The 24,133-nt window shown below is 45.0% G+C and carries 21 protein-coding genes; 3 read left to right on the top strand and 18 right to left on the bottom strand.

Going from position 1 to position 24,133, the window contains the following annotated elements; translation table 11 throughout:
- Positions 1–263: 263 nt before the first annotated feature.
- The 16 genes from QZL69_RS00195 to QZL69_RS00115 form a co-directional block, all read right to left on the bottom strand.
- Positions 264–1,205: a hypothetical protein gene (locus QZL69_RS00195; RefSeq protein ID WP_022213218.1), complete on the bottom strand. Its 942-nt coding sequence runs from the start codon at positions 1,203–1,205 to the stop codon at positions 264–266.
- Between the two features lie 194 nt (positions 1,206–1,399).
- Entirely contained in the window at positions 1,400–2,347 is a 948-nt protein-coding gene (locus QZL69_RS00190) for an HAD-IA family hydrolase (RefSeq protein ID WP_330361720.1), read from the bottom strand.
- A gap of 169 nt (positions 2,348–2,516) precedes the next feature.
- Positions 2,517–2,879, bottom strand: a complete 363-nt coding sequence (locus QZL69_RS00180) for an ArsR/SmtB family transcription factor (protein ID WP_022213216.1) — start codon at positions 2,877–2,879, stop codon at positions 2,517–2,519.
- A gap of 29 nt (positions 2,880–2,908) precedes the next feature.
- Complete coding sequence (locus QZL69_RS00175; RefSeq protein WP_022213215.1) at positions 2,909–4,777, bottom strand: heavy metal translocating P-type ATPase; 1,869 nt, start codon at positions 4,775–4,777, stop codon at positions 2,909–2,911.
- A gap of 69 nt (positions 4,778–4,846) precedes the next feature.
- Positions 4,847–5,065 carry a cation transporter gene (locus QZL69_RS00170; protein WP_005427815.1) on the bottom strand — a complete coding sequence of 73 codons (219 nt, stop codon included), beginning with the start codon at positions 5,063–5,065 and terminating at the stop codon, positions 4,847–4,849.
- Between the two features lie 173 nt (positions 5,066–5,238).
- Positions 5,239–6,627 (bottom strand): 23S rRNA (uracil(1939)-C(5))-methyltransferase RlmD, encoded by a 1,389-nt coding sequence (gene rlmD, locus QZL69_RS00165; RefSeq protein ID WP_022213214.1) that lies wholly within the window; start codon positions 6,625–6,627, stop codon positions 5,239–5,241.
- A 99-nt stretch (positions 6,628–6,726) separates the two neighbouring features.
- Entirely contained in the window at positions 6,727–6,969 is a 243-nt protein-coding gene (locus QZL69_RS00160; RefSeq protein ID WP_022213213.1) for a hypothetical protein, read from the bottom strand.
- Positions 6,970–7,085: 116 nt separating this feature from the next.
- A complete protein-coding gene (locus tag QZL69_RS00155; RefSeq protein ID WP_022213212.1) occupies positions 7,086–7,967 on the bottom strand; it encodes a phosphatidylserine decarboxylase in 882 nt (293 codons plus the stop codon).
- Positions 7,968–7,970: 3 nt separating this feature from the next.
- Positions 7,971–8,648: a CDP-alcohol phosphatidyltransferase family protein gene (locus QZL69_RS00150; RefSeq protein WP_022213211.1), complete on the bottom strand. Its 678-nt coding sequence runs from the start codon at positions 8,646–8,648 to the stop codon at positions 7,971–7,973.
- 5 nt (positions 8,649–8,653) lie between these two features.
- Positions 8,654–9,688: a lysylphosphatidylglycerol synthase transmembrane domain-containing protein gene (locus tag QZL69_RS00145; protein ID WP_022213210.1), complete on the bottom strand. Its 1,035-nt coding sequence runs from the start codon at positions 9,686–9,688 to the stop codon at positions 8,654–8,656.
- Between the two features lie 7 nt (positions 9,689–9,695).
- Positions 9,696–10,388 carry a phosphatase PAP2 family protein gene (locus tag QZL69_RS00140; RefSeq protein ID WP_022213209.1) on the bottom strand — a complete coding sequence of 231 codons (693 nt, stop codon included), beginning with the start codon at positions 10,386–10,388 and terminating at the stop codon, positions 9,696–9,698.
- A gap of 98 nt (positions 10,389–10,486) precedes the next feature.
- Positions 10,487–12,718, bottom strand: coding sequence for a DNA helicase PcrA (pcrA, locus tag QZL69_RS00135; protein ID WP_022213208.1), 2,232 nt, complete (start codon positions 12,716–12,718; stop codon positions 10,487–10,489).
- 222 nt (positions 12,719–12,940) lie between these two features.
- Complete coding sequence (locus QZL69_RS00130) at positions 12,941–15,127, bottom strand: alpha-galactosidase (RefSeq protein ID WP_022213207.1); 2,187 nt, start codon at positions 15,125–15,127, stop codon at positions 12,941–12,943.
- Between the two features lie 36 nt (positions 15,128–15,163).
- Positions 15,164–16,012 carry a carbohydrate ABC transporter permease gene (locus QZL69_RS00125; protein WP_022213206.1) on the bottom strand — a complete coding sequence of 283 codons (849 nt, stop codon included), beginning with the start codon at positions 16,010–16,012 and terminating at the stop codon, positions 15,164–15,166.
- Positions 16,012–16,881 (bottom strand): carbohydrate ABC transporter permease, encoded by an 870-nt coding sequence (locus tag QZL69_RS00120; RefSeq protein ID WP_022213205.1) that lies wholly within the window; start codon positions 16,879–16,881, stop codon positions 16,012–16,014. The genes QZL69_RS00125 and QZL69_RS00120 overlap by 1 nt, the downstream gene beginning before the upstream one ends.
- Complete coding sequence (locus tag QZL69_RS00115) at positions 16,878–18,170, bottom strand: ABC transporter substrate-binding protein (RefSeq protein ID WP_022213204.1); 1,293 nt, start codon at positions 18,168–18,170, stop codon at positions 16,878–16,880. Before QZL69_RS00115 ends, QZL69_RS00120 begins: the two co-directional genes overlap by 4 nt.
- A 293-nt stretch (positions 18,171–18,463) precedes the next feature.
- Between QZL69_RS00115 and QZL69_RS00110 the strand changes: the two genes are divergently transcribed.
- Both QZL69_RS00110 and QZL69_RS00105 read left to right on the top strand, forming a co-directional pair.
- A complete protein-coding gene (locus QZL69_RS00110; RefSeq protein WP_022213203.1) occupies positions 18,464–19,312 on the top strand; it encodes an AraC family transcriptional regulator in 849 nt (282 codons plus the stop codon).
- Positions 19,313–19,379: 67 nt separating this feature from the next.
- On the top strand, positions 19,380–19,988 hold the full coding sequence (locus QZL69_RS00105) for a DUF1836 domain-containing protein (RefSeq protein WP_022213202.1): 609 nt from the start codon (positions 19,380–19,382) through the stop codon (positions 19,986–19,988).
- 57 nt (positions 19,989–20,045) lie between these two features.
- Here QZL69_RS00105 and QZL69_RS00100 read toward each other — a convergent pair whose 3' ends face one another.
- Together QZL69_RS00100 and QZL69_RS00095 are read right to left on the bottom strand one after the other, a co-directional pair.
- Positions 20,046–21,002: a hypothetical protein gene (locus QZL69_RS00100; RefSeq protein WP_022213201.1), complete on the bottom strand. Its 957-nt coding sequence runs from the start codon at positions 21,000–21,002 to the stop codon at positions 20,046–20,048.
- Positions 21,003–21,043: 41 nt separating this feature from the next.
- The gene (locus tag QZL69_RS00095; RefSeq protein ID WP_022213200.1) at positions 21,044–22,012 is read right to left on the bottom strand and encodes a serine hydrolase; all 969 of its coding nucleotides are present in this window, start codon (positions 22,010–22,012) and stop codon (positions 21,044–21,046) included.
- A 245-nt stretch (positions 22,013–22,257) separates the two neighbouring features.
- Here QZL69_RS00095 and QZL69_RS00090 point away from each other — a divergent pair, with 245 nt between their 5' ends.
- On the top strand, positions 22,258–23,967 hold the full coding sequence (locus QZL69_RS00090; protein WP_022213199.1) for a serine hydrolase: 1,710 nt from the start codon (positions 22,258–22,260) through the stop codon (positions 23,965–23,967).
- Positions 23,968–24,133: the final 166 nt, after the last annotated feature.

Raw genomic sequence — 24,133 nt, 5'->3', positions numbered from 1 at the left:
CCTTTTATGTTTTTTTGTAAAAAATTTGCGCGCCTAACTCATCACTGGAAGTAACGAGAATGCGGCGCGCAGTTATTCAACAGTTCAACATGTACCTGCTCATTTTAGAATTGGATAAAAAAAACAGATAAGTGCTGTCACTCACCTGTCTTTGACACAATCACTCTTCATCGACAAAAATCCCCACAGCTTTCACCGCGGGGACTGAAATGTGTCTTTCTGAATTTTCTACTCATACAGAATATAAAATCTACTTTATTACCTCATCGGGTCCATCGTTCCAATTCTTCTGACATATGCTCTGGCAATACTCGTGACAGATTATCGGTCAAAGTACTCATGCTGCTCTCAATTTTACTTATCTGTTTCTGTGAAGAAGCTATCTTTTGATAGATGGAGTTGATTTCGTTTTTCTTTTTGTCAATTGAATTCTGGGCGTTGTCGCGTTCAGTTTTTGCCTGTTTCAGTGTCTCATCACTTACTGTTCCTATAAATCTTCCAATAAGTAACTCTATAATTAGACCAATAATTCCAGCAGGAACAGCAGCTAATAACCAAATACCAGATATTGCAATAGCAAACAGTATTATCCCCCCAAACACAATTATCACCAAAACACACTTCAGTATATCTCCTATACTCAATGTTCCCCAAACCTTGACCCAGTCAGACATACCGCCAAAAAATTCTCCAACCGCAGCCCATCGTCCACCAAATCCATATCTATAGACTATATACAAAAACAAAGATATTGTAATAATCCATGCTATAGTAGTTAGTATCTTGTCTGCCTTGGCATCTTTGTCTATCAGTTTAGTACGTTCTTCTATAGTCCCATGCAATGTATTTATTTCATCTTGCTCTTTTGAAATTTCATCCTTCATAAATGCCACAGAACTTCTTAAGCTGCTCAGTTTTTTCTGAATAACTTCCTCTGCATTTTTTCTTGTTGCGTCTTTTTTGGCTTGCAGCTGCGTCTGACGATACTTTTTTTTCAGATCCTGTATCTTTTTCCGATTTTCGTTATTGAGTTTTTCTATTTCCTTTTCAGTATTGCGGGATATTTTCCAGTTTTTTGCCAGCTTCGCAGAAATCTTGGACAGTGTTCTATGCTGTACATAATCCATTGTTCTGCCATGCCCGCATTCTGTACAGATTTCTGCTGTATCTTTATTTTCCTTTTCACAACGTATACATTTCCACATGTGCCTTTACTCCTTCGTTTCTCTTGCCGAATGCTGTATCATTTACAGACAATTATACATGCACAACAACATTACTTCAATATGTCCCTTCGCATTTTCCAATATCCGCTTCCTGCATCGAGAAAAGAATCCAATAGCTAAATCGATGCTGATTTTCCAGAAACCTTGTGAGTATGAGCATTTTAAATCGGTCATTATTTCAAGAAATGATCAATATCAACTTTTGTAAATGATCGTATGATTGGATAGTCTGTTTCATGTTCCGCTTCCTGTTCCTGCGTGTACCAGATGCCGCGCAGACCACTGTTGCATGCACCTTCCACATCTTTCTTATAATTATCACCGATGAATGCACACTCTGCTGCCTGTACGCCGGCTTTTTCCACGCAGATCTCAAAAAGGTGTGGATGTGGTTTCTCAACGCCGGCCTCTTCGCTGCTGACCATAAAATCAATATATGGTGCAGCACCGAGGGATTCCAGTTTCTTATACTGGATATAGGCAGTCATGTCGGTTCCTGTTCCGGTGCGGACACCGCGTTTTTTGAGTTCTTTGAGGAAATCAATCACTCCAGGGACCGGCTGTGACTGGCGGATCAGGGTGTCCCAGTATGCATGATACATATTGCGTGCATGTGGAAAGACTGGTTTTTCCCAGAGTTCAAGCATCCCCTGCGTGCGGAGCAGGCGGTTATGGATCGCTGCTACATCGCCGCCGATCCTGTCGATCATGATCTGTCCGGCTTTTTTGTAGCATGCAAGAGTTTCTTCCGCTGACTTTCCAAACGCACTCTCACAGTAGTCGGTGAGGGCTTTCATTCCATAAATGTGGTTTTTGTCATAACTGTACAAAGTATTATCAATGTCAAAGATCACTGCTTTTATGGAAGGTCTGGCACCTGGAGTGCTTCCTTCTGGCGAATCCGTTACTTTTGGTGTCTGGATCAGATCCTCAAATTCGATCTGGAGACCGACTGTGATCTTGCACAGAACACCAATAGATGGATTTGCCTGACCTCTTTCGATCTGTGCCAGCATACTCTTGCTGACTCCTGTCCTTTCAGCCATCTGATCGAGGCTCATGCCTCTGTACTGGCGGAATCTCTTTAAATTTACTGCTACATTATTTGATAAATAGTCCATGATCGTCATCTCTTTCTCTTGTGTGGTATCTGCGGATCATCCATTTCCGCTACAGATTTCTTCCTTTATCTTACCTTATTCTTCTGATTTTGACTATACAAAAAATGCCGGCATGTGTCTGTTTCGGGCAGACATATGCCGACATTTGCTTTATTCTTACTATGAAATCTTACTCTAAGATATGCTCTCTTCCCATGGATATAATCATTCTGACATGGTCATCTGCCAGGGAATAAAAGATGGATTTTCCCTCTCTTCGGTTCTTTACGAGCTTGTTCTGCTTAAGGATGCGAAGCTGATGGGACACTGCGGACTGGGTCATATTCAGGACTTTTGCCAGATCGCAGACACAGACTTCGGATTCAAACAAGACAAACAGAATACGGATACGGGTAGAGTCTGCAAAAACCTTGAAGAGATCTGCCAGATCATAAAGTTCTTCTTCATCCGGCATGGTCTCATTCACGATCTTAAGCAGATCTTCGTGGATTTCCTGGCATTCGCAGGTTATTTCTTCTTTCTCTTCTGCCATAAACAGTCTCTCTTTCTTATAATTTCTTTTTACAGACGTTTTACAAAAAGGGTACGGATCGCATTCAGGACTGCAAGCACCATGACTCCGACATCTGCAAAGATCGCTACCCACATGTTTGCAATACCAACTGCACCCAGGATCAGGCAGATCACTTTGATACCGATCGCAAAATAAATATTCTCATATACGATACGCATACATTTCTTTGCGATACGGATCGCCTTGACGATCTTCATCGGGTCGTCATCCATCAGGACCACATCGGCTGCCTCGATCGCAGCGTCGGAACCCATAGCTCCCATTGCGATACCGATGTCTGCTCTGGAAAGTACCGGTGCATCGTTGATTCCGTCACCAACGAAGGCAAGTTTCTCTTTTTCTGATTTTTTCGCGAGAAGTTCTTCTACTTTGCTTACTTTGTCAGCCGGAAGGAGTTCGCTGTATACACGGTCGACACCAAGTTCACCGGCAACCTGCTGTGCAACTCTGTCAATATCACCTGTCAGCATGACGGTTTCTTTGATACCATTTTTCTTAAGGTTTGCGATCGCATCTTTGGAAGTCGGTTTCGGAACATCGGAGATCAGGATGTGGCCTGCATAAGCTCCGTCGATCGCCACGTGGATGACGGTTCCTACCTGATGGCACTCTACTGCTTCTACGCCGATGCGCTTCATCAGCTTAACATTTCCGACTGCAACCGGAGTTCCGTCTACTTTTGCTGTAACACCGTTGCCGCTGATCTCCTCTACATCTGTCACGCGGTTCTGATTGATCTCTTTGCCGTAGGCAGTTTTGAGGCTGCGACTGATCGGATGTGAGGAAAAGCTTTCTGCAAGTGCTGCGTACTCGAGGATTTTGGACTGTTCCATGGTGTTGTGATGGACACCTGCTACTTCGAATACACCCTTGGTCAGAGTACCGGTCTTGTCAAATACGACGTATTTTGTCTCGGACAGAGTCTCCAGATAGTTGGAGCCTTTGACCAGGACACCTGCGTTGCTGGCCCCGCCGATTCCGGCAAAGAAACTCAGCGGGATACTGATCACAAGTGCACACGGGCAGCTGATTACAAGGAAGGTCAGTGCACGGTAGATCCACTGGCTCCACATTGCAGGATTGTGAAGGATCACAAGGTTTACAATCGGCGGCAGGACTGCAAGTGCGAGCGCACCGTAGCAGACTGCCGGGGTATAATAGCGGGCAAATTTGGAGATAAAGTTTTCGGATCTGGATTTACGGGAACTGGATTCCTCGATCAGTTCCAGGATCTTGGAAACGGTAGATTCATCAAATTCTTTGGTTGTTCTGATCTTGAGTACGCCTGTCATATTGATGCAGCCGCTGATGATCTCATCACCTGGTTTTGCACTTCGCGGAAGACTTTCACCTGTCAGTGCACTGGTATTGAGGGTTGTGGTTCCTTCTACGATCACACCGTCGAGCGGGACTTTTTCACCTGGCTGTACGACGATGATGGAACCGATCTCAACTTCATCCGGGTCAACTTTTTCCAGTTTACCATCGTTTTCGATATTGGCGTAGTCCGGGCGGATATCCATCAGTTCGGTGATGTTTCGGCGGCTCTTGCCGACCGCATAGCTCTGGAAAAGCTCGCCGATCTGGTAGAACAGCATAACGGCTGTGCCTTCTTTGTAATCCTTCAGAAGGATTGCTCCGATAGTTGCTACTGCCATCAGGAAGTTCTCGTCAAATACCTGTTTGTTACGGATTCCCTTGAATGCTTTGATCAGGATATCATAGCCGATCACAAGATATGGGATCATGTAAAGTGCAAATTCCAGATAGCCGTCAACTGAAAGCACGGACAGTACTGCGATCAGTACGAAAGCTATGATGATGCGGGTCAGCATTTTTTTCTGCTTTTTGTTCATGTTCTCTCCTCCTTCACCCATTTGATAAAGATGCCCTGCCGCATCCGCAGCAGAGCATTCTCATTGTTCTTATAAGTAGATCTCGCAGTCGTCTTCAACTTTCTTGCAGTTCTTGAGGACTTCTTTCATAACGCTGTCCGGATCCTGGCCTTCTTCGAATTCTACTTTCATTTTGAGCATCATGAAGTTTACGCTTGCATCCTTAACACCTGCTGTGTTCTTGGCAGCTTCTTCCATTTTGTTTGCACAGTTTGCGCAGTCAACTTCGATTTTGTAAGATTTCTTCATAGTGGTGATCTCCTTTTTCTTCATAGATGTTTTATTCACGTTTTCACATGAACACTTATTCATATGTTTGATTGTATTATACCATCTTGTATAGAAATGTCAATATGTTTTCGCAAAAAAAGAAACCACCGGGAACGGAAATTTATTCCGTTCCCAATGATTTCCTGGTTTTCTCAATCTTTTACAAACACTGCGACTGCTTCCGTCCACACGGTTTCGCAGAACTGGTCTACACAACAGGCTTTCTCAAGACGGTAGCCTGCCTGAAGAAAGGCTTCGAGGTCTCTGGCGAGGCTGGTAGCTTTGCAGGAGACGTAGACGATGCGGTTTACACCGTAGGAAAGGATCTTCGGCAGTGCTTTCGGGTGGATTCCGTCGCGCGGCGGATCAAGAACGATCACGTCCGGTTTCTCGGTCAGGTCATCGAGGACCTTAAGAACGTCACCGGCGATAAATCTGCAGTTATCAAGACCGTTGAGTTTCGCATTCTCTCTCGCTGCTTCCACGGCATCCTCCACGATCTCAACACCGATCACTTCTTTTGCCACTGGCGCGAGGAGCTGGGCAATCGTGCCTGTTCCGCTGTACAGGTCAAAAACTTCCATTCCACTGGTATTCTGAATGTAGTCTCTGACAACATTATAGAGCACTTCCGCTGCCAGTGAGTTCGGCTGGAAGAAAGAAAATGTACTGATGCGGAATTTCAGCCCAAGCAGTGTCTCATAAAAATAGTCCTGTCCGTAAAGGATTCTTGTCTCATCACTCTTGACCACGTCAGAAAGCGAATCGTTGATGATGTGCATGATCCCAACGATCTTTCCTTCCAGCGGCAGTGCCAGAAGCTGTTCCTTAAGCGGTTCCAGATCGTATTCCTCCTGGCTGGTAGTGACAAGATGTACCAGGATCTCGCCGGAGGTCACGCCACGTCTCAACATCAGATGGCGGAGATAGCCCACATGCTGGAGTTTACGATAATAGGAAGCACCTTTTTCCTGAAAAAATGTGCGTACACAGGTCAAGATATCTGTCATATCCTTATGGACCAGTCTGCAGTCATCCGTGTTTAAGATGTCATAAGTGCTGCCCTTCTTGTGCAGACCGAGAGAAAGCGGTCCGTCCTTGTATTCATCACCAAAGGAAAATTCCATCTTGTTGCGGTACCCAAATTCGATCGGGCTTCCGTGGATTCCTTCCCATTCAAAATCAGCCTTACCTTCTGCGTCTGTCTGTCCGCCCTGGATGAGTGCATCTTCCAGAAGCTCACGGATCTGTCTGTCCTTCATCTCAAGCTGATTCTCGTAGGACATTGTCTGGTACATGCATCCGCCGCATGCAGGAAAGTTGCTGCATACCGGCTCTCTTGTCTCAAGCGGGGATTTCTCCAGAACTTCCAGGATGCGTCCCTGCACCCTGCCGGAGCGTTTCTTCTGGATCATGAACCGTACATTCTGTCCCGGGATCCCATTCTTGATCAGGACTTTCTGATCATCCACCTGGACATAACCTTTGTTTGGAAAGTCTACTTTTTCTATAATGCCTTCGTAAATTTCACCTTTTTTCATTTCACTTATTCCTTATCTTACTTTTATATTTACAGTAAAACAGCCCCGGTTATCTGCCGGAGCTGCTCAAAATCCAAGTTACTTTTCACCGTAGCCTGCTTACTCTTCTTCGTCCTCGAAATAATCATCAAAGTCGTCGTCGAAATCTTCTTCAAAATCCTCCAGATAATCTGGTGTGAAGAAACGGTAAACTGCAAATGCGATACCTGCTACTGCTGCAACTGCACCGATGATTGCCAGCACCCAGAGAACTGTGTTTTTCTCTTTTTCTTCTTCTTTCTTGTTCAGGGTAGAGAGTAATTCCTCGATTTTGGCATTCATGTTTAAATTATTCAGATTCATTGTACGCACCATCCTCTCGCTCGATGTCAATTTTTATAGAACATAGTATATCACTATTCTGAAATTTTTACCATATGTTCTATAAAAAAGTTACTTCAAAAATCCGCGAAAAATTCTCATCCTTTCTCCAGAAAAGGTGCACTGCCTATCTTACTGCCTATCTGAACCTTTGTCTCCACACCTTCCTGTGAATTCGTCAGCAGATCCTGATCTGGAACCACGCATCCTTTCTGCGTCATATAAATAATCGTTGACCCGCCAAATGCGAAGTTCCCTTTCTCCTGACCGCGGTCCACATGGTCACATACCGGGTGGTTTTCAATCTTTCCGACCATCAATGCACCAACTTCCATCATCAGGAGCGTTCCGAAATGCTCGGACTTCATAAGTGAATACTCCCGCGTATTTTCCTTATAAATAGGATATACATCATTCGCGGCCGGATTCACTGTATGCAGAACCCCCGGTATTCTCCGTCGCACAGACTCCCTGCCACTGTCAACATAGATATAACGATGATAATCATCCACACTGAGCCGGAACACCCACAGATATCCACCTGCAAACCTTCTCGCAAGTGCTTCACTCCGAAGAAGGCTTCCTGCCGTATATCGTGTATGCTTGATCGTAACTTCTGTCTGCTCACTGACCGGATAAACACTCAGCCGACAGTCACATGGGCTGATAAAGTGTGTCTCATCCATGTCGATCGTGCGCGCGCCTTTCCGAAGCTTTCTCGTAAAAAAGTCATTATAAGAACGATATCTCCGCAGCTCATAATCCTTCATATTGATTCCGGCTTTTCTGATAAAAGGATCGATTGCCAGAGTAGAGATCCCGGAATCCAGAAACCTGCCGCCAAGTTTCGAAACTGACGGTGACACCAGCGGCTTCAGCAGACATCTCCCCGCTGCACTTCCATAAAGCTTCTCCAGGAATTTATCCTGACCGGTGCTTTCCTCCCATTTATGCCCCTGACGGTCTGCCGTGTATCGCATGGCTCAGGCTCCTTTCAGTTTTTGTATTCTGTAAAGATTATATTTTGCCCACCATCCTTCTTTGTAGAGAAGGATAAAAAGAACTGCCACAGCCACAACTGCTACCAGTATGACCAACTCGCGGTTTGTCGGCTTGCGGAAACGAAAATCCAGGATAAAAAGGAAGCCCACCAGAAGCATTGCAAAATGGAGGCATCCGAGAAAATAACGGAATCCCGGGAAAAACACCGAAACCATAAACAGAAGCGGCATGATCACAGACATGGATGTGATCGGAAGTCCCTGATAATATTTACGGTTCTCGCTTGTCTCGCTCTGTCTCTTTTCTTCCATTACGTTAAAATATGCCAGCCTGATCACGCCTGCCACACCATAAAAAGCAAGGATCATCAGACTGTAGATCTTGCACATTCCAAGCTGGTATCCCAGAATGATCGGAAAAATGCCAAAACAGACAATATCGCAGAGGGAATCGATCTGAATCCCAAAAGCCTTCTCATCATCTGTCCGGTTCTTTTTTGTCCGGGCGATCTTGCCGTCAAACATATCACATAATCCTGAAAATGCAAGGCAGAACACTGCCAGCGGCAATTTCCCATCTATTGCAAAAAACATGCCCATGATCGAAGAGATCAGGCTTATGTACGTTACCACTACTGTATAATCATAAAATCCAATCATTCATACTACCCCTGTTTTTCATTTGTTTTCTGACCTATCGTCAGCTGCGCTATTACTGTAAAAAACGCACTGATAAAGAGTTCCCCATAGTATCCCAGTCCCCTGCTCAGTACCATTCCAGGAAGCAGAAGGCTTCCAAAAACAGGCACAAAAATATTCAGGAACAGTGTCTCGCTGATTCCCATTCCTCCCGGAAGGGGTAGCATGTCAACAGAAACAGAAATCACCGCCTGCAGAAACAGGACCGTCCAGAATCCCGTTCCACTGAGCGAAAAAGCCCGGTACACAAACCAGGTGACCGCAAACAGAGCCATTCTCTGTGCAAATGTGATCAGGATCACATGAAAGATCACCCGCGGATGAGTTCTTAAATACGCAGCAGTTTCTCTGTAAGTATCCATAGAATCTTCCAGCTTCTTAAGTCTGCTGTGTTTTTTGCGGACAATATGCAGTTTCTCCAGGATCTTAAGACCCTTTACCAGAAAGTTTCTGGCAAGATCCGGATGAAACACCAGCACTGTCATGAACGTAACACAAAAAATATTCAACGCCAGTCCCAGATAAAAGATCGGCAGGATCCCGGTCAGATAACGATGCAGAAAACCTCTGCCAAAGACCGCGATCCCGACTCCGATCGCCACCAGCACAAACTTGTAAGTGATCGTAACGATCATCAGGATCACTGTTGCCACTGGGATTGAAATCTTTTCTTTCTTCATATAGTAGATCTGCATCGGCTGTCCGCCGCTTGCAGACGGCGTGATACAGCTGAAGAAAAAACCTACCGATGAAAACAGAAAACAGACTCTTTTCCTGAGATGGATCCCATAGGAACGCATCATATACCAGATGATGATCGATTCACCCCATATAAAAAAAGCTACCAGTGCCACTCCCGGCAGAAGCCAGATCTTGTCTGCGCTCTGAATCGCATCCATAACTGCCCCCAGGTCCTCTCCATGAAAGACACCATAGATCGTCAGCCCAAATACTACGACCAGAAATATCGTATTAAAAATTATCTTTTTTGTTTTGTTCATACGCAGCTTACCCTTCTGTAATCTTCAGGATCTTTTTCTCGATCCTGCTGCCAAGTTTCTCATAGATCCTGTACAGTTGTGTCTTCCTTCCGATAAAGAAACACAGTTCTGCCAGAAGAATACCGCCTGCCACATCAACGATCACATGCTGCTTCGTCAGAAGTGTCGATGCAAATACAAGGACTGCGATCACCATGGATACTCTCTGATACCATACCGGAATCTCTTTTCTTCCGCGAATGCCAAGATAGCAGAACCAGCTCACAAGACAGTGGATAGACGGGAACAGGTTATCTGCCGCATCTATGGAATACAGCCAGAGTGCTGCCTGGTTCCATAAGCCACCGTCTGCGATCAATGGTCGTGTATTTGTTGTGGGGTATGCAAGAAAAAAGCCAAGGCAGATACATCTTGATATAAAATCCCCTGTAAAAAACTGGTACACACTGCGTCGCTCCTGCCTGGCAATCAGAATATAATTGACAGCCCAGAAAAGATAGCAGCCGAAATAGATCACAAGAAACTGCGGGACAAAAGGAAGGCTTCTGTCCACGCCGGTCTCGATATTGTGGTGATACCATCCGCCTGCGATCATTCTGGAGCCGGAATAAACAAGACAATTAAATACAAAAGAAAAAATAAGTGGAAAGACTCCATAAGCCGGGAGTATCCTGGTGATACCTTTCATAACTTTCTTCATTATATACTCCCTTCATCTTTCTCATGTAAACAGTATATCATCCTCGGACCGGGTAAGCAACCAAAGTCCGAAAACATTAAGAATTCTTAAGAAAAAGGTCAGATTTTCTTCAACTTTGCAAATCCTGCAAACATTTTTTTGACTCCGACCTTGTCAAAATCTACGGTTACTTCATAATCTCTGCCGCCTTCTACGATATCCCTGACGATACCAACGCCAAATTTGATATGACGGACGGTGTCTCCTACGCCGTAATCCAGTGATGCCGCCTTGGTGACTTTGAAGTTCTGTGCTTCAAACGGTTTCGCGCGGAAGGTCTGACGCATCTGCATGTAGCTGTTCTTAGGGGATGGTGTCTCCTGCATGGACGGCTTATGTTCCTGAATGGTCGTTCCAAGCTCTACCAGCTCCCTCGGAATCTCACGGACAAATCTGGATACTTTGTTGTACTGTGTCTCTCCGCGGACCAGGCGCTGGCGGGCACTGGTCAAGGTCAGTTCTTTCATTGCTCTTGTGATCCCCACATAGCAGAGCCTGCGCTCCTCCTCCATATCTGTAGGATCATCTGAGAAGATACACATGCTGCTCGGGAACATTCCATCCTCCATGCCTGCAAGGTAAACATACGGGAATTCCAGTCCCTTGGCACTGTGCAGAGTCATGAGCAGAACGTAATCCTGATCCGGATCTACTGTATCAATATCTGCGATCAATGCGATCTCCTCCAGGAATCCGGAAAGTGTTGCTTCTCTGCCCTCTGCCTTCATTGCTTCCTCATAGGAAACAGTCTTGGAGATCAGCTCGTCGATGTTCTCGATCCTTGCTCTGGATTCCTCTGTATCCTCTGCTTTGAGTTCATCCACGTATCCGGTGAGGTCGATCACTTCTTCCAGGATCTCTGTAACGCTGTATGCCTGTGCCTTGCTCTTGAGTGACTGGATAAAGGTAACAAATCCCTCAATCTTGTTCAGGCTCCTTCCGATGGATGGGACTTCCTCTGCCACTCTCAGAGCATCATAAAAGCTCACATTCATGTAATCCGCATAATCCTGCACACGTCCTACAGTCGTTGCACCGATTCCTCGTTTCGGTACATTCAGGATACGTCTGACTGCCAGATCGTCTGCGGAGTTATCGATCGTCTTGAGATAGCAGAGCAGATCTTTGATCTCTTTACGCGCGTAGAAGTTGATCCCTCCTACGATCTTGTATGGGATATTTGCCTTCAGGCACTTCTCTTCAAACAGACGGGACTGTGCATTGGTTCTGTAGAGGATCGCACACTCTCTGTAATCTGCCAGATGTTCTCTCTTTTTCTTTGCAATATCTCCGATCACGTATTCTGCTTCCTCGAATCCATTCATAAACTGGCGGAAGTGAAGTTTCTCTCCCTCTGGATTCTCTGTCCAGAGACGTTTCTCCTTACGTGCTGCATTGTTGGCGATCACCTCATTCGCCGCATTCAGGATGTTCTTGGTGGAACGGTAGTTCTGTTCCAGGCGGATCACTTTCGCATCCGGGAAAACCCGCTCGAATCCAAGGATGTTGCCAATGTTGGCTCCGCGGAATTTGTAGATGGACTGATCATCATCACCTACTACGCATAAATTCCCGTATCTCGCCGCAAGAAGGCTCACGAACTTAAACTGTACGGTGTTGGTATCCTGATACTCATCCACCATGATATAGCGGAATTTCTCCTGATAGGACTCCAGGACATCCCCGCAGTTCTGAAAAAGCTCTACGGTCTTGACCAGCAGATCGTCAAAATCCAGGGCATTGTTGCTCTTGAGTGCAGCCTGGTATTCGCGGTAGACCTGGGCTACTTTTTTCTGGTTAAAATCTCCTCCTGCATTCATCTCCATCTCATCCGGTGTGATCATCTCGTCCTTGGCATGGGAGATCTGTGCAAGAAGAGATCTCTCCTTGTATTTCTTGGTGTCGATATTTAATTTGCGGCAGATCTCCTTCATCAGAGTCTTCTGGTCATCGCTGTCATAAATGGTGAAACGATTGTCATATCCAAGCCTGTCAATATAGCGGCGCAGGATGCGGACGCAGGTAGAGTGGAAGGTCGCAACCCAGACGCTCATTCCATCCGCTCCTGTCAGCTTATCCACACGCTCTCGCATCTCCTGTGCTGCCTTGTTGGTAAAGGTGATCGCAAGGATGTTGAATGGATTCACGCCCTTGTCAGCGATCAGGTGGGCAATCCTGTGTGTCAGCACTCTCGTCTTGCCGGAACCTGCTCCTGCAAGGATCAGAAGAGGCCCCTCTGTATGAAAAACAGCCTCCTGCTGAGGCGGATTCAGTGTGTCATATATACTCATTTAAAAATTTCTCCTGTTTCTGTTAAACGTTCATAAGTTATCTGTGTCGAACTGATGTTTTACGGTCTTTTTCTATTATACATGAAAGTCCCGGGAGGGTAAAGGAAATTCCTTCGACAAGGATAAGATTCCCACATTGCCAGCTTTTCGCCATATAATGCAAAAACAGAGAAACCAGTCTGCCCGGTCTCTCTGTCCTGTAAAACTTAATATGCAGTTCGTTTATTTCGCTGTGATGTGATAATTCCAGCTCTGGTATTCTTTCTTTGCCTCTTCCAGAAGAATACCGCCGTGCATAAGCGCACCGCCCGGATATTCCACTCCATTTACCAGATACATCTGATTTTCTTTAAGTCCGCGGAGTCTGATCCTTACTCCCGGGTCGTTTGCACGTACTCTGGATGCCACGACACTTACAAGCGCTTCGTTTCCGTCTTCACTTACAAACTCCCATGCCGCGTAAGGGCCTTCCTCCATCGCATTGGTCAGTCTGTAATAATCTCCAAAGTGGATCACATCATAATATTTCTTAAATTCCTCGATCTGACCACGGATCTGCGTTTTTTCTTCTTCTGAAAGTTTCGCCGGGTCCAGCTCATATCCGAAGGTTCCTGCCATCGCTACGGCTGCTCTTGTCTCAAACGGTACGAAACGTCCTGTCTGATGGTTCGGGCAGGCGGATACATGAGATCCCACTGCGCTGACCGGATAAGCAAATGAAGTTCCATACTGGATCTTCAGACGCTCGATCGTATCGGTGTCATCGCTGCACCAGATCTGAGAAGTATAATGGAGCATTCCGGCATCAAATCTTCCGCCGCCTCCGCTGCAGCCCTCGATCAGCATATCCGGATATCTCTTTCCGAGTCTGTCCAGAAATTCATACAGACCAAGAACATAACGGTGCGGAACCTCTCCCTGGCGGTCTGCCGGAAGTGCTGCACAGTAAATATCACTGATGCTTCTGTTAAAATCCCATTTCAAATAATCGACATTCGCTTTGTCCAGGACCTTGGTCATCTCATCAAAGATATGATTTCTGACATCTTCTCTGGAAAAATCAAGCACAAGCTGGTTACGTCCACGGTTCGGTCTTCTGCCCGGCACGGTAAACGCCCAGTCCGGATGTGCACGGTAAAGGTCACTGTCCTCTGATACACATTCCGGCTCGTACCAGATACCGAATTTCATTCCCAGGTCGTGGATACGGTCTGCCAGTTCACTTAAGGTACATCCAAGCTTTTTCTCATTTACCTGCCAGTCGCCAAGACCGCTGTTGTCATCGTCACGCTTGCCAAACCAGCCGTCATCCATAACAAACAGTTCCACGCCACAGGAAGCTGCCTCTTTTGCCATCTCAAGAAGCTTGTCTCCCGTAAAGTCAAAGTAAGTTCCCTCCCAGTTATTGATCAGGACCGGTCTTCTCTCAAGCTTGAATCTTCCCCTGCAGACATTCTCTCTGACTGCCTTATGATAACAGTTTGACATTTTTTCAAAACCATCTGCACTGTATGTCATCATAACTTCCGGTGCCCAGAAGGTTTCCCCTTCTTTCAGAAGAAACTCAAAGTTTTCCGGATGGATTCCCATGATAAGTCTGGTCTGGTCAAACTGATCCTTCTCTGCTGCCGCAAGGAAATTTCCGCTGTACAGAAGAGAAAACCCATAGCATTCCCCTGAAGTTTCTGTTGCATTCTTATCCGCCAGCATTACAAATGGATTGTACTGATGGCTGGATGCACCGCGAAGGCTTCCGACAGACTGCACACCGTGGTGGATCGGTGTTCTGGAAAGCTGTCTCTCCATCTCATGTTTTCCATAGAAAGTCATCCAGTCCCAGTCTCCATACGGCTGGTCCAGGCAGAGGGACATCACACGCTCAAGCTGAACCGGTACCTGACCGTGGTTTTCCACGCTGACACTTCTTGTGATGACATCCAGGTCTTTCACAACTCCATAGTACAGTTTTACTCTGACATCCTGCACATCATCACGAAGAGTGATCACGAGAGTCTCTGCCTCGTTTTCGTCTGCATACATTGCCGGAAGTCCCGGAATGGAATATTTTCCCTTGATGATCTCATAGCCTTCATAGCGAAGTCCCAGAGTTCTTGTTCCATTGTCATAGCGGATATCGAGTGCACTCTCACGATAGTCTCCGCTTCCAAAAGAAGAATATTCCTGCGGCAGAGTATCTGTGGAGTATGTCCTGTCCCCTGCTGCCTCGTCCGGATTTCCGGAAAAACCGTGATCTCTTCTCTGGATCAGATAGGAGTAATCACAAATGTCTGTTTTTCTTCCATAGTAGGTGTGAAGCAGGATTCCTTTGTCGTCCGCTTTCATCTGGTACATGCTGTTCTTTGTGCACAGAGTGAACAGTCTGTTTTCTTTGTCAAATACGATTGCCATAGATGTCTTCTCCTTTTGATAAGTTCATGATTAAGTTTATTTTACCGCTCCATTGACAACACCGTTGAGTATCTGCTTCTGGCATACCAGATAGAAAATCACAATTGGTATCAGTGCCAGCAGGTAGGATGCAAAGGCGAGGTTATAATTTGTTCCAAACTGTGTCTGGAAATTCAACTGTGCAAGCGGAAGTGTGTTTTTACCGGTTCCGGACATCATGACGAGTGGGGTCATAACATCATTCCATGTTCCAAGTGCAGTTAAAACTGCCACTGTCGCATGCATTGGCTTCATGATCGGGAAAACAATACTCCAATAGGTCTTCCATGTACTTGCACCGTCTACTTTTGCAGCTTCTTCCAGTGCCATCGGAATATTTTTGAGATAACCGGAATACAGAAGAAGATTCATTGGCATATAGAATACCACATAAAGCACGATCACACCAACCCTGTTTCCGATTCCCATCTGAGAAGTCTGTTTTACAAGCGGCATCATCAGGATCGCGAATGGAACGAACATACCGCTCACGATATAAAGATAAGAAAATTTATAAAATTTGCTGTTTGCCATGTTTCTTCCGATCGCATATCCGGCAATAGAATGAATCAGAATGGCAAGTACCACTGTCACAATTGTGATCAGCAGAGAGTTTCCAAGAGAATTCCAGAAATCTGTGACTTTCATTGCTTCTGTAAAATTCGAAAAGCTCCAGGAGGACGGCAGGGAAAGTGCTCCTGCAATATCATTTGTCATCTCGGACGGCTTTTTGAATGCAATGATCACTGCCATATATAATGGAAAAAAGATCGTGATACATCCAAGGATCAAAAGGATTGTAACCGGCCAGTTGGTTTTGCCTGGCATCTGACTGTTCTTTTTCATTATAACTGTTCCTCCTTTTTATTCATAAATGTAAGCTGGAATACAGAAATTGCAACAATGACTACGAAGAAAAGTACTGCATTCGCACTCTGGAAACCAAACTGTCCTCCATCCATTCCGTTTCTGTAAATAAGATAGGAAATAGACTCTGTACTCTGTGCCGGACCACCCTTTGTCAAAGACATGATCTGGTCGAATACCATGAGGAAGTTTTTCATGCAGAGAACCATATTTATGGTAAAAAAAGGAATGATCAGCGGAAAAGTAAGGTTTTTGAACTTGCTCCATCCGGTTGCACCATCGATCGCGCCTGCCTCATAAACATCCTCCGGAACGGTCTGCAGACCTGAGATATAGATGATCGTGTTCATGGCGATCGCCTGCCATGCTGCAACAATTACGATTGCAAACCATGCTGACTTTGTGCTCGCAAGCATACTGCTTTTGAGAAATCCGATTCCCAGGTTTTCTCCGATCGTCGGGAGAATATATGTGAAAATAAAACTGAAAATATAGCCTACAACAAGTCCTCCGAGAACATTCGGGATAAAATAGATTCCACGGAGTGCACTTTTTGCACGGATCTTGCTGTTCAGGCCAAGTGCAAGGATCAGACTTATCACATTGACAATGATCGTTGCCACGATTGCAAATTTAAACGTAAACAGATAAGATTTTCCTACGCGTGCATCCTGAAAGAGGTCAATATAGTTTCTGAGTCCTACCCATTCGTAACTTCCATATCCCTTGAAGTTCGTAAAGCTGTAGATGAAGCCTTTGATCAGCGGCAGTGTATTAAAGGCAAAAAACAGGATGAGCACCGGAATGGTGATCAGCATAAATGTACGTTTTCTTTCATTTCCTTTCATGATTCATTTCCTCCCTCTCCATGTTCTTCCTCATACTTCTGGACTTTTCGTATCAGGTCACGGTTGTAGCGTATCCAGTCTTTATCGAATTTCGCAAGGAAGCTGTCTGCGTCACCATCCATAAGATAGGTCTGGATCATTGCATCTACGGCCATTTCTGACGGATAATGGTGATCCTGGTAGTCTGTCATTTTGTCGTTTTCGATGTATTCTTTCACGCCGTCAAGCATGGACGGAAGTTCAAAGTCACCTTCCTTGCATGGAACTGCATTCTGCTCGTCCAGGTAAATCTGAATATTTTCATCCTCAAGCATAAATCGCAGAACTTCATAAGCGGCTTCTTTATTTTTGCAGTCCTTCATAACCGAAAATTGAAGGTCTACACCAGAATTCAGCACCTGTTCGTCTGCATTGTCGTTTGCCGGAAATACGAAGGAATCAATCTGCATATCCGGATTCACAGACAGAATCTGCGGAACTGCGTAGCTTCCGATACAGTACATTGCAGATTCCCCTCTTGCAAAAGCAGTGCAGGCATCGTTGTAACTGAATGCATATGGATCATTCTGTGCATATGGAAGCAGCTGGATGATCTTGTCGGCAAGCTCTCTGTATTCTTCTGAAAAAGTTGTCGTTCCTTTGTTGACCTGCTGGCAGACATCTGCCGGTGAGAGGTCACACGCCATGGCATTCCACGGTGCAAGACAGGTCCATGTATCCTTAAAACCAAAGTACAAAGGAAGCTGTCCTGAAGCCTGGATTGTATCCAGAAGTTCTATGAATTCATCCCAGGTTGTCGGGATCTCCCAGCCATTTTCTTCGAACATTTCTTTGTTATAAAGAATTCCTGCTGCATTTGCCACATACGGGACTGCGTAAGTACCATCTTCCGGAATAAATTCCAGGTTTTTATCGATATCTAAGTAGGACTGTTTGATGTCTTTCAGACCATCAAAATCTGAAATATCCACCAGCATATCAGAATCCAGGAAATTGGAATAGTTCACATCTCCACCAATTCCAATGATATCCGGCTGATCTTCCTTGATAAATCTTGTCTTGAGGATTGTCATTGCCTCATTCGGTGATTCAATCGTCAGTTCGATGTCATCATGGGTTTCGTTAAATTTCTCTTCCATCTTTTCGAAGGCTTTGACTGCCTCCGGTTTGTACTGAACCATTTCTATCTTTGTTTTGCCGTCAGAAGTTTTTGAGGAATCTCCACATCCGGCAAGAGCAAGTCCTGCTCCCATAAGAACTGTTCCTGCAAGAATTAATTTTTTCTTCATTGCACTTCTCTCCCTTCCTGTTTTTCTTTTAATACCACGGCCATAGTATTTTGGATCCTGAACGGATTTCCATCACTCTTCATCTAAAATAATATCATCTGGACTTCTTTCCGTAAATATTCTCATGACAGCACTTTTATACCTTTATTCGTTTTTTAAAGAATAAAGTTGAAGTATAGACTCATTATGGTATATAATATAGAAAAACATGCAAATTTCGTGTATTACTAACAATTTTAATTGATATTTTTTAGTAATATTAACCAGTTTCTATGTTTCATGGAGGATAAAATATGGATAAAGTCTTGTTTCATATGTTTTCAGATGACCGTTTTATGGATCTTACACTCTACCAGTATGGATATGAACAGTGTCTTCCACTACACTCCTACGGTCCTTTTGTACGAAACCATTTCCTGTTCCATTATGTTATTTCAGGTAAAGGAACACTCCTGGTTGATGATGAAAATTCCCAGTCTACGGAATACCAGCTTCAGGGCGGAATGGGATTCCTGATTGAGCCCGATTGTGTAAATACTTATTTTGCCGACCGCAAAGACCCATGGGAATATGCCTGGATCGAATTCAGCGGACTCCGGGCAAAGGAGATTCTGGAGGGCTCCGGTCTTTCTTCTGACTCTCCGGTCTATCTTCCACGCACACCACAGGATGGGGAGCGGCTCAAAAATGAGATTCTGTATCTTGCCACACACGCTCAGGAATCTTCCTATCATCTGATCGGGCATCTTTATCTTATCATGGATGCACTGGTCAGCGGATCGTCTTCCAGGCGGCACACCCAGGGAGGCAAACGTGCACAGTTTTACACGAACGAAGCTGTGACCTTCATCGCCCAGAATTATTCCCGTGCGATCACGGTCGAGGACATGGCTCGCCGCTGCAATCTGGATCGGAGTTATTTTGGCAAGGTTTTCCGTGATGTCCTCGGACAGTCTCCACAGGAATTTCTCATCCAGTACCGTATGGAAAAAGCTGCCGAACTTCTCAAGATCACAGATCTTTCTGTGGGCGAGATCAGCAGGCAGGTCGGCTATCCCAACCAACTCCATTTTTCCAGAGCTTTCAAGAATTTTTATGGAATCTCACCCCGTACTTACCGCCAAAATAACAAATTCCTTTAGAAAAATGTTTACAAGTAGTATTTAAAACTATATAATAAGGGGCATAAGAGAGAGGAAAGTGGTATTTATGTCAACAAATAATGAGGCGATGATCAGACATATTCTGGACTGGGTTTCCGGAATTGGATATATTAAACCCGAGGATATTCCGAATATTGATCTTTATATGGATCAGGTAACGACTTTCATGGAAGAGCAGCTTGCACATTCCAAGCGATATCAGGAAGACAAGATTCTCACCAAGACCATGATCAATAACTATGCCAAGAATAATCTTCTTCCGTCACCGGTGAAGAAGCGTTATTCCAAAGAGCATCTGCTGGTTCTGATCTTTATTTACTACTTCAAGAACATTCTTTCTATCAATGATATTCAGACTCTTCTGAATCCGATCACGGATAAATATTTTAAATCTCAGGAGAAGCTGGATCTGACTTCTATCTATGAGGAAGTTTTCAGCATGGAGAAAGAACAGATTGAAGTTCTCAAGAAGGAGCTTCTGAAGAATTATCAGACTGCTCAGAATACGTTTACGGATGCTCCGGAGGATGAGCAGGATTTCCTGAAATTATTCTCTTTCATCTGCCTGCTCAGTTTTGATGTCTACATGAAAAAAACGATCATCGAGCAGACGATCGACAGTCTTCGAGAAAATGACCCAAAGAAAAAGAAATGATTTCACTCAAATAAAAAGAGGTTCCCGCCGCAGTGTGACGGGAACCTCTTTTGTTATTTAGTATAAATAATTCTTGTTTACATAGCCGGATTTGTTCAGTTTCGGTGCATATACATACCAGTAGGTGCTGTCGCTGGTATCCTGTACCTGCACGGTGTCTCCGCTGTAAAGCTCTCCGATCTCATTGCTGTCATCGTATGCCTTGGCGGTACGAAGTGCAAGATATCCTTTGCTTACACTGACGGTCTTGGTTACTACAGAAGGAGTGCTGCTGCCTGCGCCTACGAGATAGTTGCGGTTTACGTAGCCGGATTTGTTAAGCTTCGGAGAATATACATACCAGTAGGTACTGTCGCTTGAATCCTGTACCTGTACGGTATCTCCGCTGTAAAGTTCTCCGATCTCGTTCTTATCATCGTATGCCTTGGCGGTACGAAGCGCGAGGTATCCTTTGCTTACGCTGACGGTATAGCTGGCTCCGCCTGTGTTTGCTGTTCCACCGCCAACCAGATAGTTGCGGTTTACATAGCCGGATTTGTTAAGCTTCGGGGAATATACGTACCAGTAGGTGCTGTCGCTGGTATCCTGTACCTGTACAGTATCTCCGCTGTAAAGCTCTCCGATTTCATTCTTATCATCGTATGACTTGGCTGTACGAAGTGCGAGATATCCCTTGCTTACACTGACTGTGTAATTGCTTCCTCCTGTGCTGCTTCCGCCGCCAACCAGATAATTGCGGTTTACATAGCCGGATTTATTCAGTTTTGCAGAATATACATACCAGTAAGTGCTGTCGCTGGTATCTGTAACTTCTACGGTATCTCCTGTGTAAAGCTCTCCGATCTCATTCTTATCATCGTATGCCTTGGCGGTACGCAGTGCAAGATATCCCTTGCTTACGCTGACTGTGTACATGGTTCCTGCAAAGCTTTCCCTTGCTGTTAATGGCAGGGATAAAGTGAAAACAAGTACAAAAAGTGCTGTCCATTTTAAAAATGTTGATTTTTCTTTCATAGTGATGCCCTCCTTTGGGAATATTATTTTTTACAATTCTCTCAGGAATTGTAAGAATCATAGATCTGTCTACTCAGAGATGCGATCGTACTCTGAGCTGCCCCCGGCTGTGGAACATTCTCTGACATAAATACAATGATCAGGTCATTCAGGTCATTGTAGATGATTCCTGCATCATTCTCGACATCCGAAAGTTCTCCTGTCTTGTTTGCAACGCTGACGCCTGACGGCATCTGTGCCGGGATCTTGTTTCTCCTGCTCTGTGCTGCAAGTAATGCAAATTCTGCCTGTGCGTGTGCATCAGACTGCTGATTTCCATCGTAAACTTCCTTGAGGAAGTGTCCGCAGTCTGAAACAGAGGTATAATTGTCATCGTACTGATTGCTTGCGAGGAGAAGTCTTCCCATATGTGTGCTGGAATATCCCTTATCACTGCAGAAATTATTAACTACATTCATTCCTGCACTGCTGTCTCCGCCTCCCAGATAACTTACCAGTGTGTTTGCCGCATCATTATCACTGACTGTTATCATGGAATTCAGGTTGGAATCTACGCTGGACTGTCCATACTGTCCCACAATACTGTCATAATTCTCATAAACAGCTCCCATGATATAAAGCTTGATCAGACTTGCTGCCTGCATTCTGGCATCCTGGATGGCTCCTTCGGTATTTTTCTCCAGGTCACATACATATACGGACCAGGTTCCATTTCCTGACGGAAGTGCAAGGCTTGACAAAACGCTCTGAAGTTTCTCATCAGTCCCGGCTGTCTCTGATGATGCAGAACTTCCAAATACGCTTCCTCCCTCTGACTCTGACGGCGGTGACAGGGTTCCCTGTCCCTCCTGGACTGTAGCTGTTTCATCCGGTGCCGGTTCCGGATGATGATCGGATTCCTCCGTTGTCTGTGTCTCTGCTGTGGCTTCTGCCGCATAACACGGCTGCACCATCAGACATGCTGTAATCAAACTGCTTACTGCGATTCTGGTTAAAGTCTTATTTTTCATTTTCTCTCTTCCTTATTTTCAGATACTTTTATTATAAGTTTTTTGTATAACAGTTGCAAGAAATTTGTTACCATTTACGGTAACTTATACCTTACTTCGTATCTTGCCAAAATACTGATTATAGCTTATCATAAAAGCGGCAGTTTTTGAAAATCAATTCTGCTCTCTGTATATATTTATTATAGCAGAGTGTTTCGCAAATTTGTAATTTTTATATACAAAAAACAGTTTTCAGGAGGTACTTTATGAAAAAATTTTTGACAGCACTGCTGCTTGGCAGCCTGATCTTTGTTTCACCGGCAGTCGTTTCGGCTTCTTCGGAAACCACCTATGAAAGTGAGGAAGGACAGGCCATGATCAAACCGCCGTCTTCTTCTGAACAGTCATCTGAAACAGAGGATGAAACGACAGATGAAACTGACGCGCAGGAAGAAGAGGGTACTATCAGTTCTTCTGATTCCTCATCTGGCATGGACTGGTCTGCTGCCAACACCGAAAACAGCAAAACTTCCAATCAGGGAAATTTCACAGTCTGTGTGGATGCCGGGCATCAGGGATCCTGGGTGGATATGAGCGCACAGGAACCAATGGCTCCTGGATCTTCCCAGACGAAAAACAAAGCTACGACAGGAACCAGCGGAAATTTTTCCAAAATTCCAGAATATGAAGTGAATCTGGAAGTTTCTCTTGTACTCCAGAAAGAGCTGATCTCACGTGGGTATAATGTTGTTATGACCCGTGAGGATAACGACACGGCTATCAGCAACAAGGAACGCGCGGAACTTGCTACGGAAAAAGGTGCTGATATCACGGTGCGTATCCATGCAAATGGCGATAACAGTTCTACTTCTTCCGGTGCGCTTACGATGGCTCCTACTTCTTCCAATCAGTATCTGGATCAGGATATCATTGAGAAAAGTAATACGCTTGCAAGCTGTATCATCAATCATTACTGTGATGCGACCGGGCTTGGAAATCTTGGGGTGATCTCTTCTGATAATATGACAGGAACCAACTGGAGTACTGTTCCTGTTGCGATCCTTGAGATGGGATTTATGAGTAATCAGAATGATGATCTGTATATCACCAATTCTGCAAATCATGAGACGATGGCGAAGGCAGTCGCGGATGGTATTGATGAGTATTTCAATATTGTTGCACCGGATACGGTTGCGATCGGGAAGCATCTTTCTGCACTTACAGATAAGATTGAAAAAGATTATGTGGATGTGCAGGAAAAGAAGGGTGAAAGCTGGGCTGTTTCTGTGATGGATCTTTCTACGCAGGCGTATAGTACGGTGAATGCGGAGAAGGCGATGAAGTCTGCGAGTGTTATTAAGGCGTTTATTATGGCGGCGGTTTATGATAAGATGGTTTATCCGGATGGAGCGGATACGGCTTCTGAGGAGTATGAGAAGACGTTGAAGCCGCTGCTTACGAAGATGATCACGGTTAGTGATAATGATGCGGCAAATGAGCTGGTGAGACAGCTTGGAAATGGGGATTTTGCTGCGGGGGCGGCTGTGGTTAATGAATTTTGTCAGGAGAGGGAGTATACCAGTACTCATCTTGGGAGGGAGTTCCTTGCGAATGAACCGACGGATGATAATTATGTGAGTGCTTCGGATTGTTGTCGGCTTTTGTCGGATATTTATAATGGAACGCTCGTTAATGAGAAGGCGGATTCCGATATGCTGGAATTGCTGAAGGGGCAGACTGTGAAGACGAAGATCCCGGTTGGGGTGCCGGATGGGGTTGAGACGGCGAATAAGACGGGGGAGCTTTCTGACGCAAAGCTGGGAGTGGTTGAAAACGATATTGCTATTGTTTTCGATGCCACGCACCCTTATGTGATTGCGGTGCTTTCCAATGATGTTAAAAGTAATGCGGATGCGCAAAATACTATTGCGAAGATTTCTAAAGATGTTTATGAGTTTATGACTTCGCAGAAGTGAAAAACCCCTGAGGGGGGAAAGTATCTCGGAGTCTGCGAAGGCCGAAGTTCCCCCCTCAGACTCCCCCCTTCTTGGCCCTTAACTTGACCCATATTTATACAAGATAATTTCGATAAGCAAGCAATGAATATAGTACATCCAGTCCTTGCCAGATAGAACGTACTCC

It is taken from the genome of Blautia sp. CAG:237, from assembly GCF_000436615.1.
Taxonomy (GTDB): domain Bacteria; phylum Bacillota; class Clostridia; order Lachnospirales; family Lachnospiraceae; genus Blautia_A; species Blautia_A intestinihominis.
The sequence above is the reverse complement of the archived record's forward strand: the minus strand, read 5'-3'. Positions and strand labels throughout refer to the sequence as shown.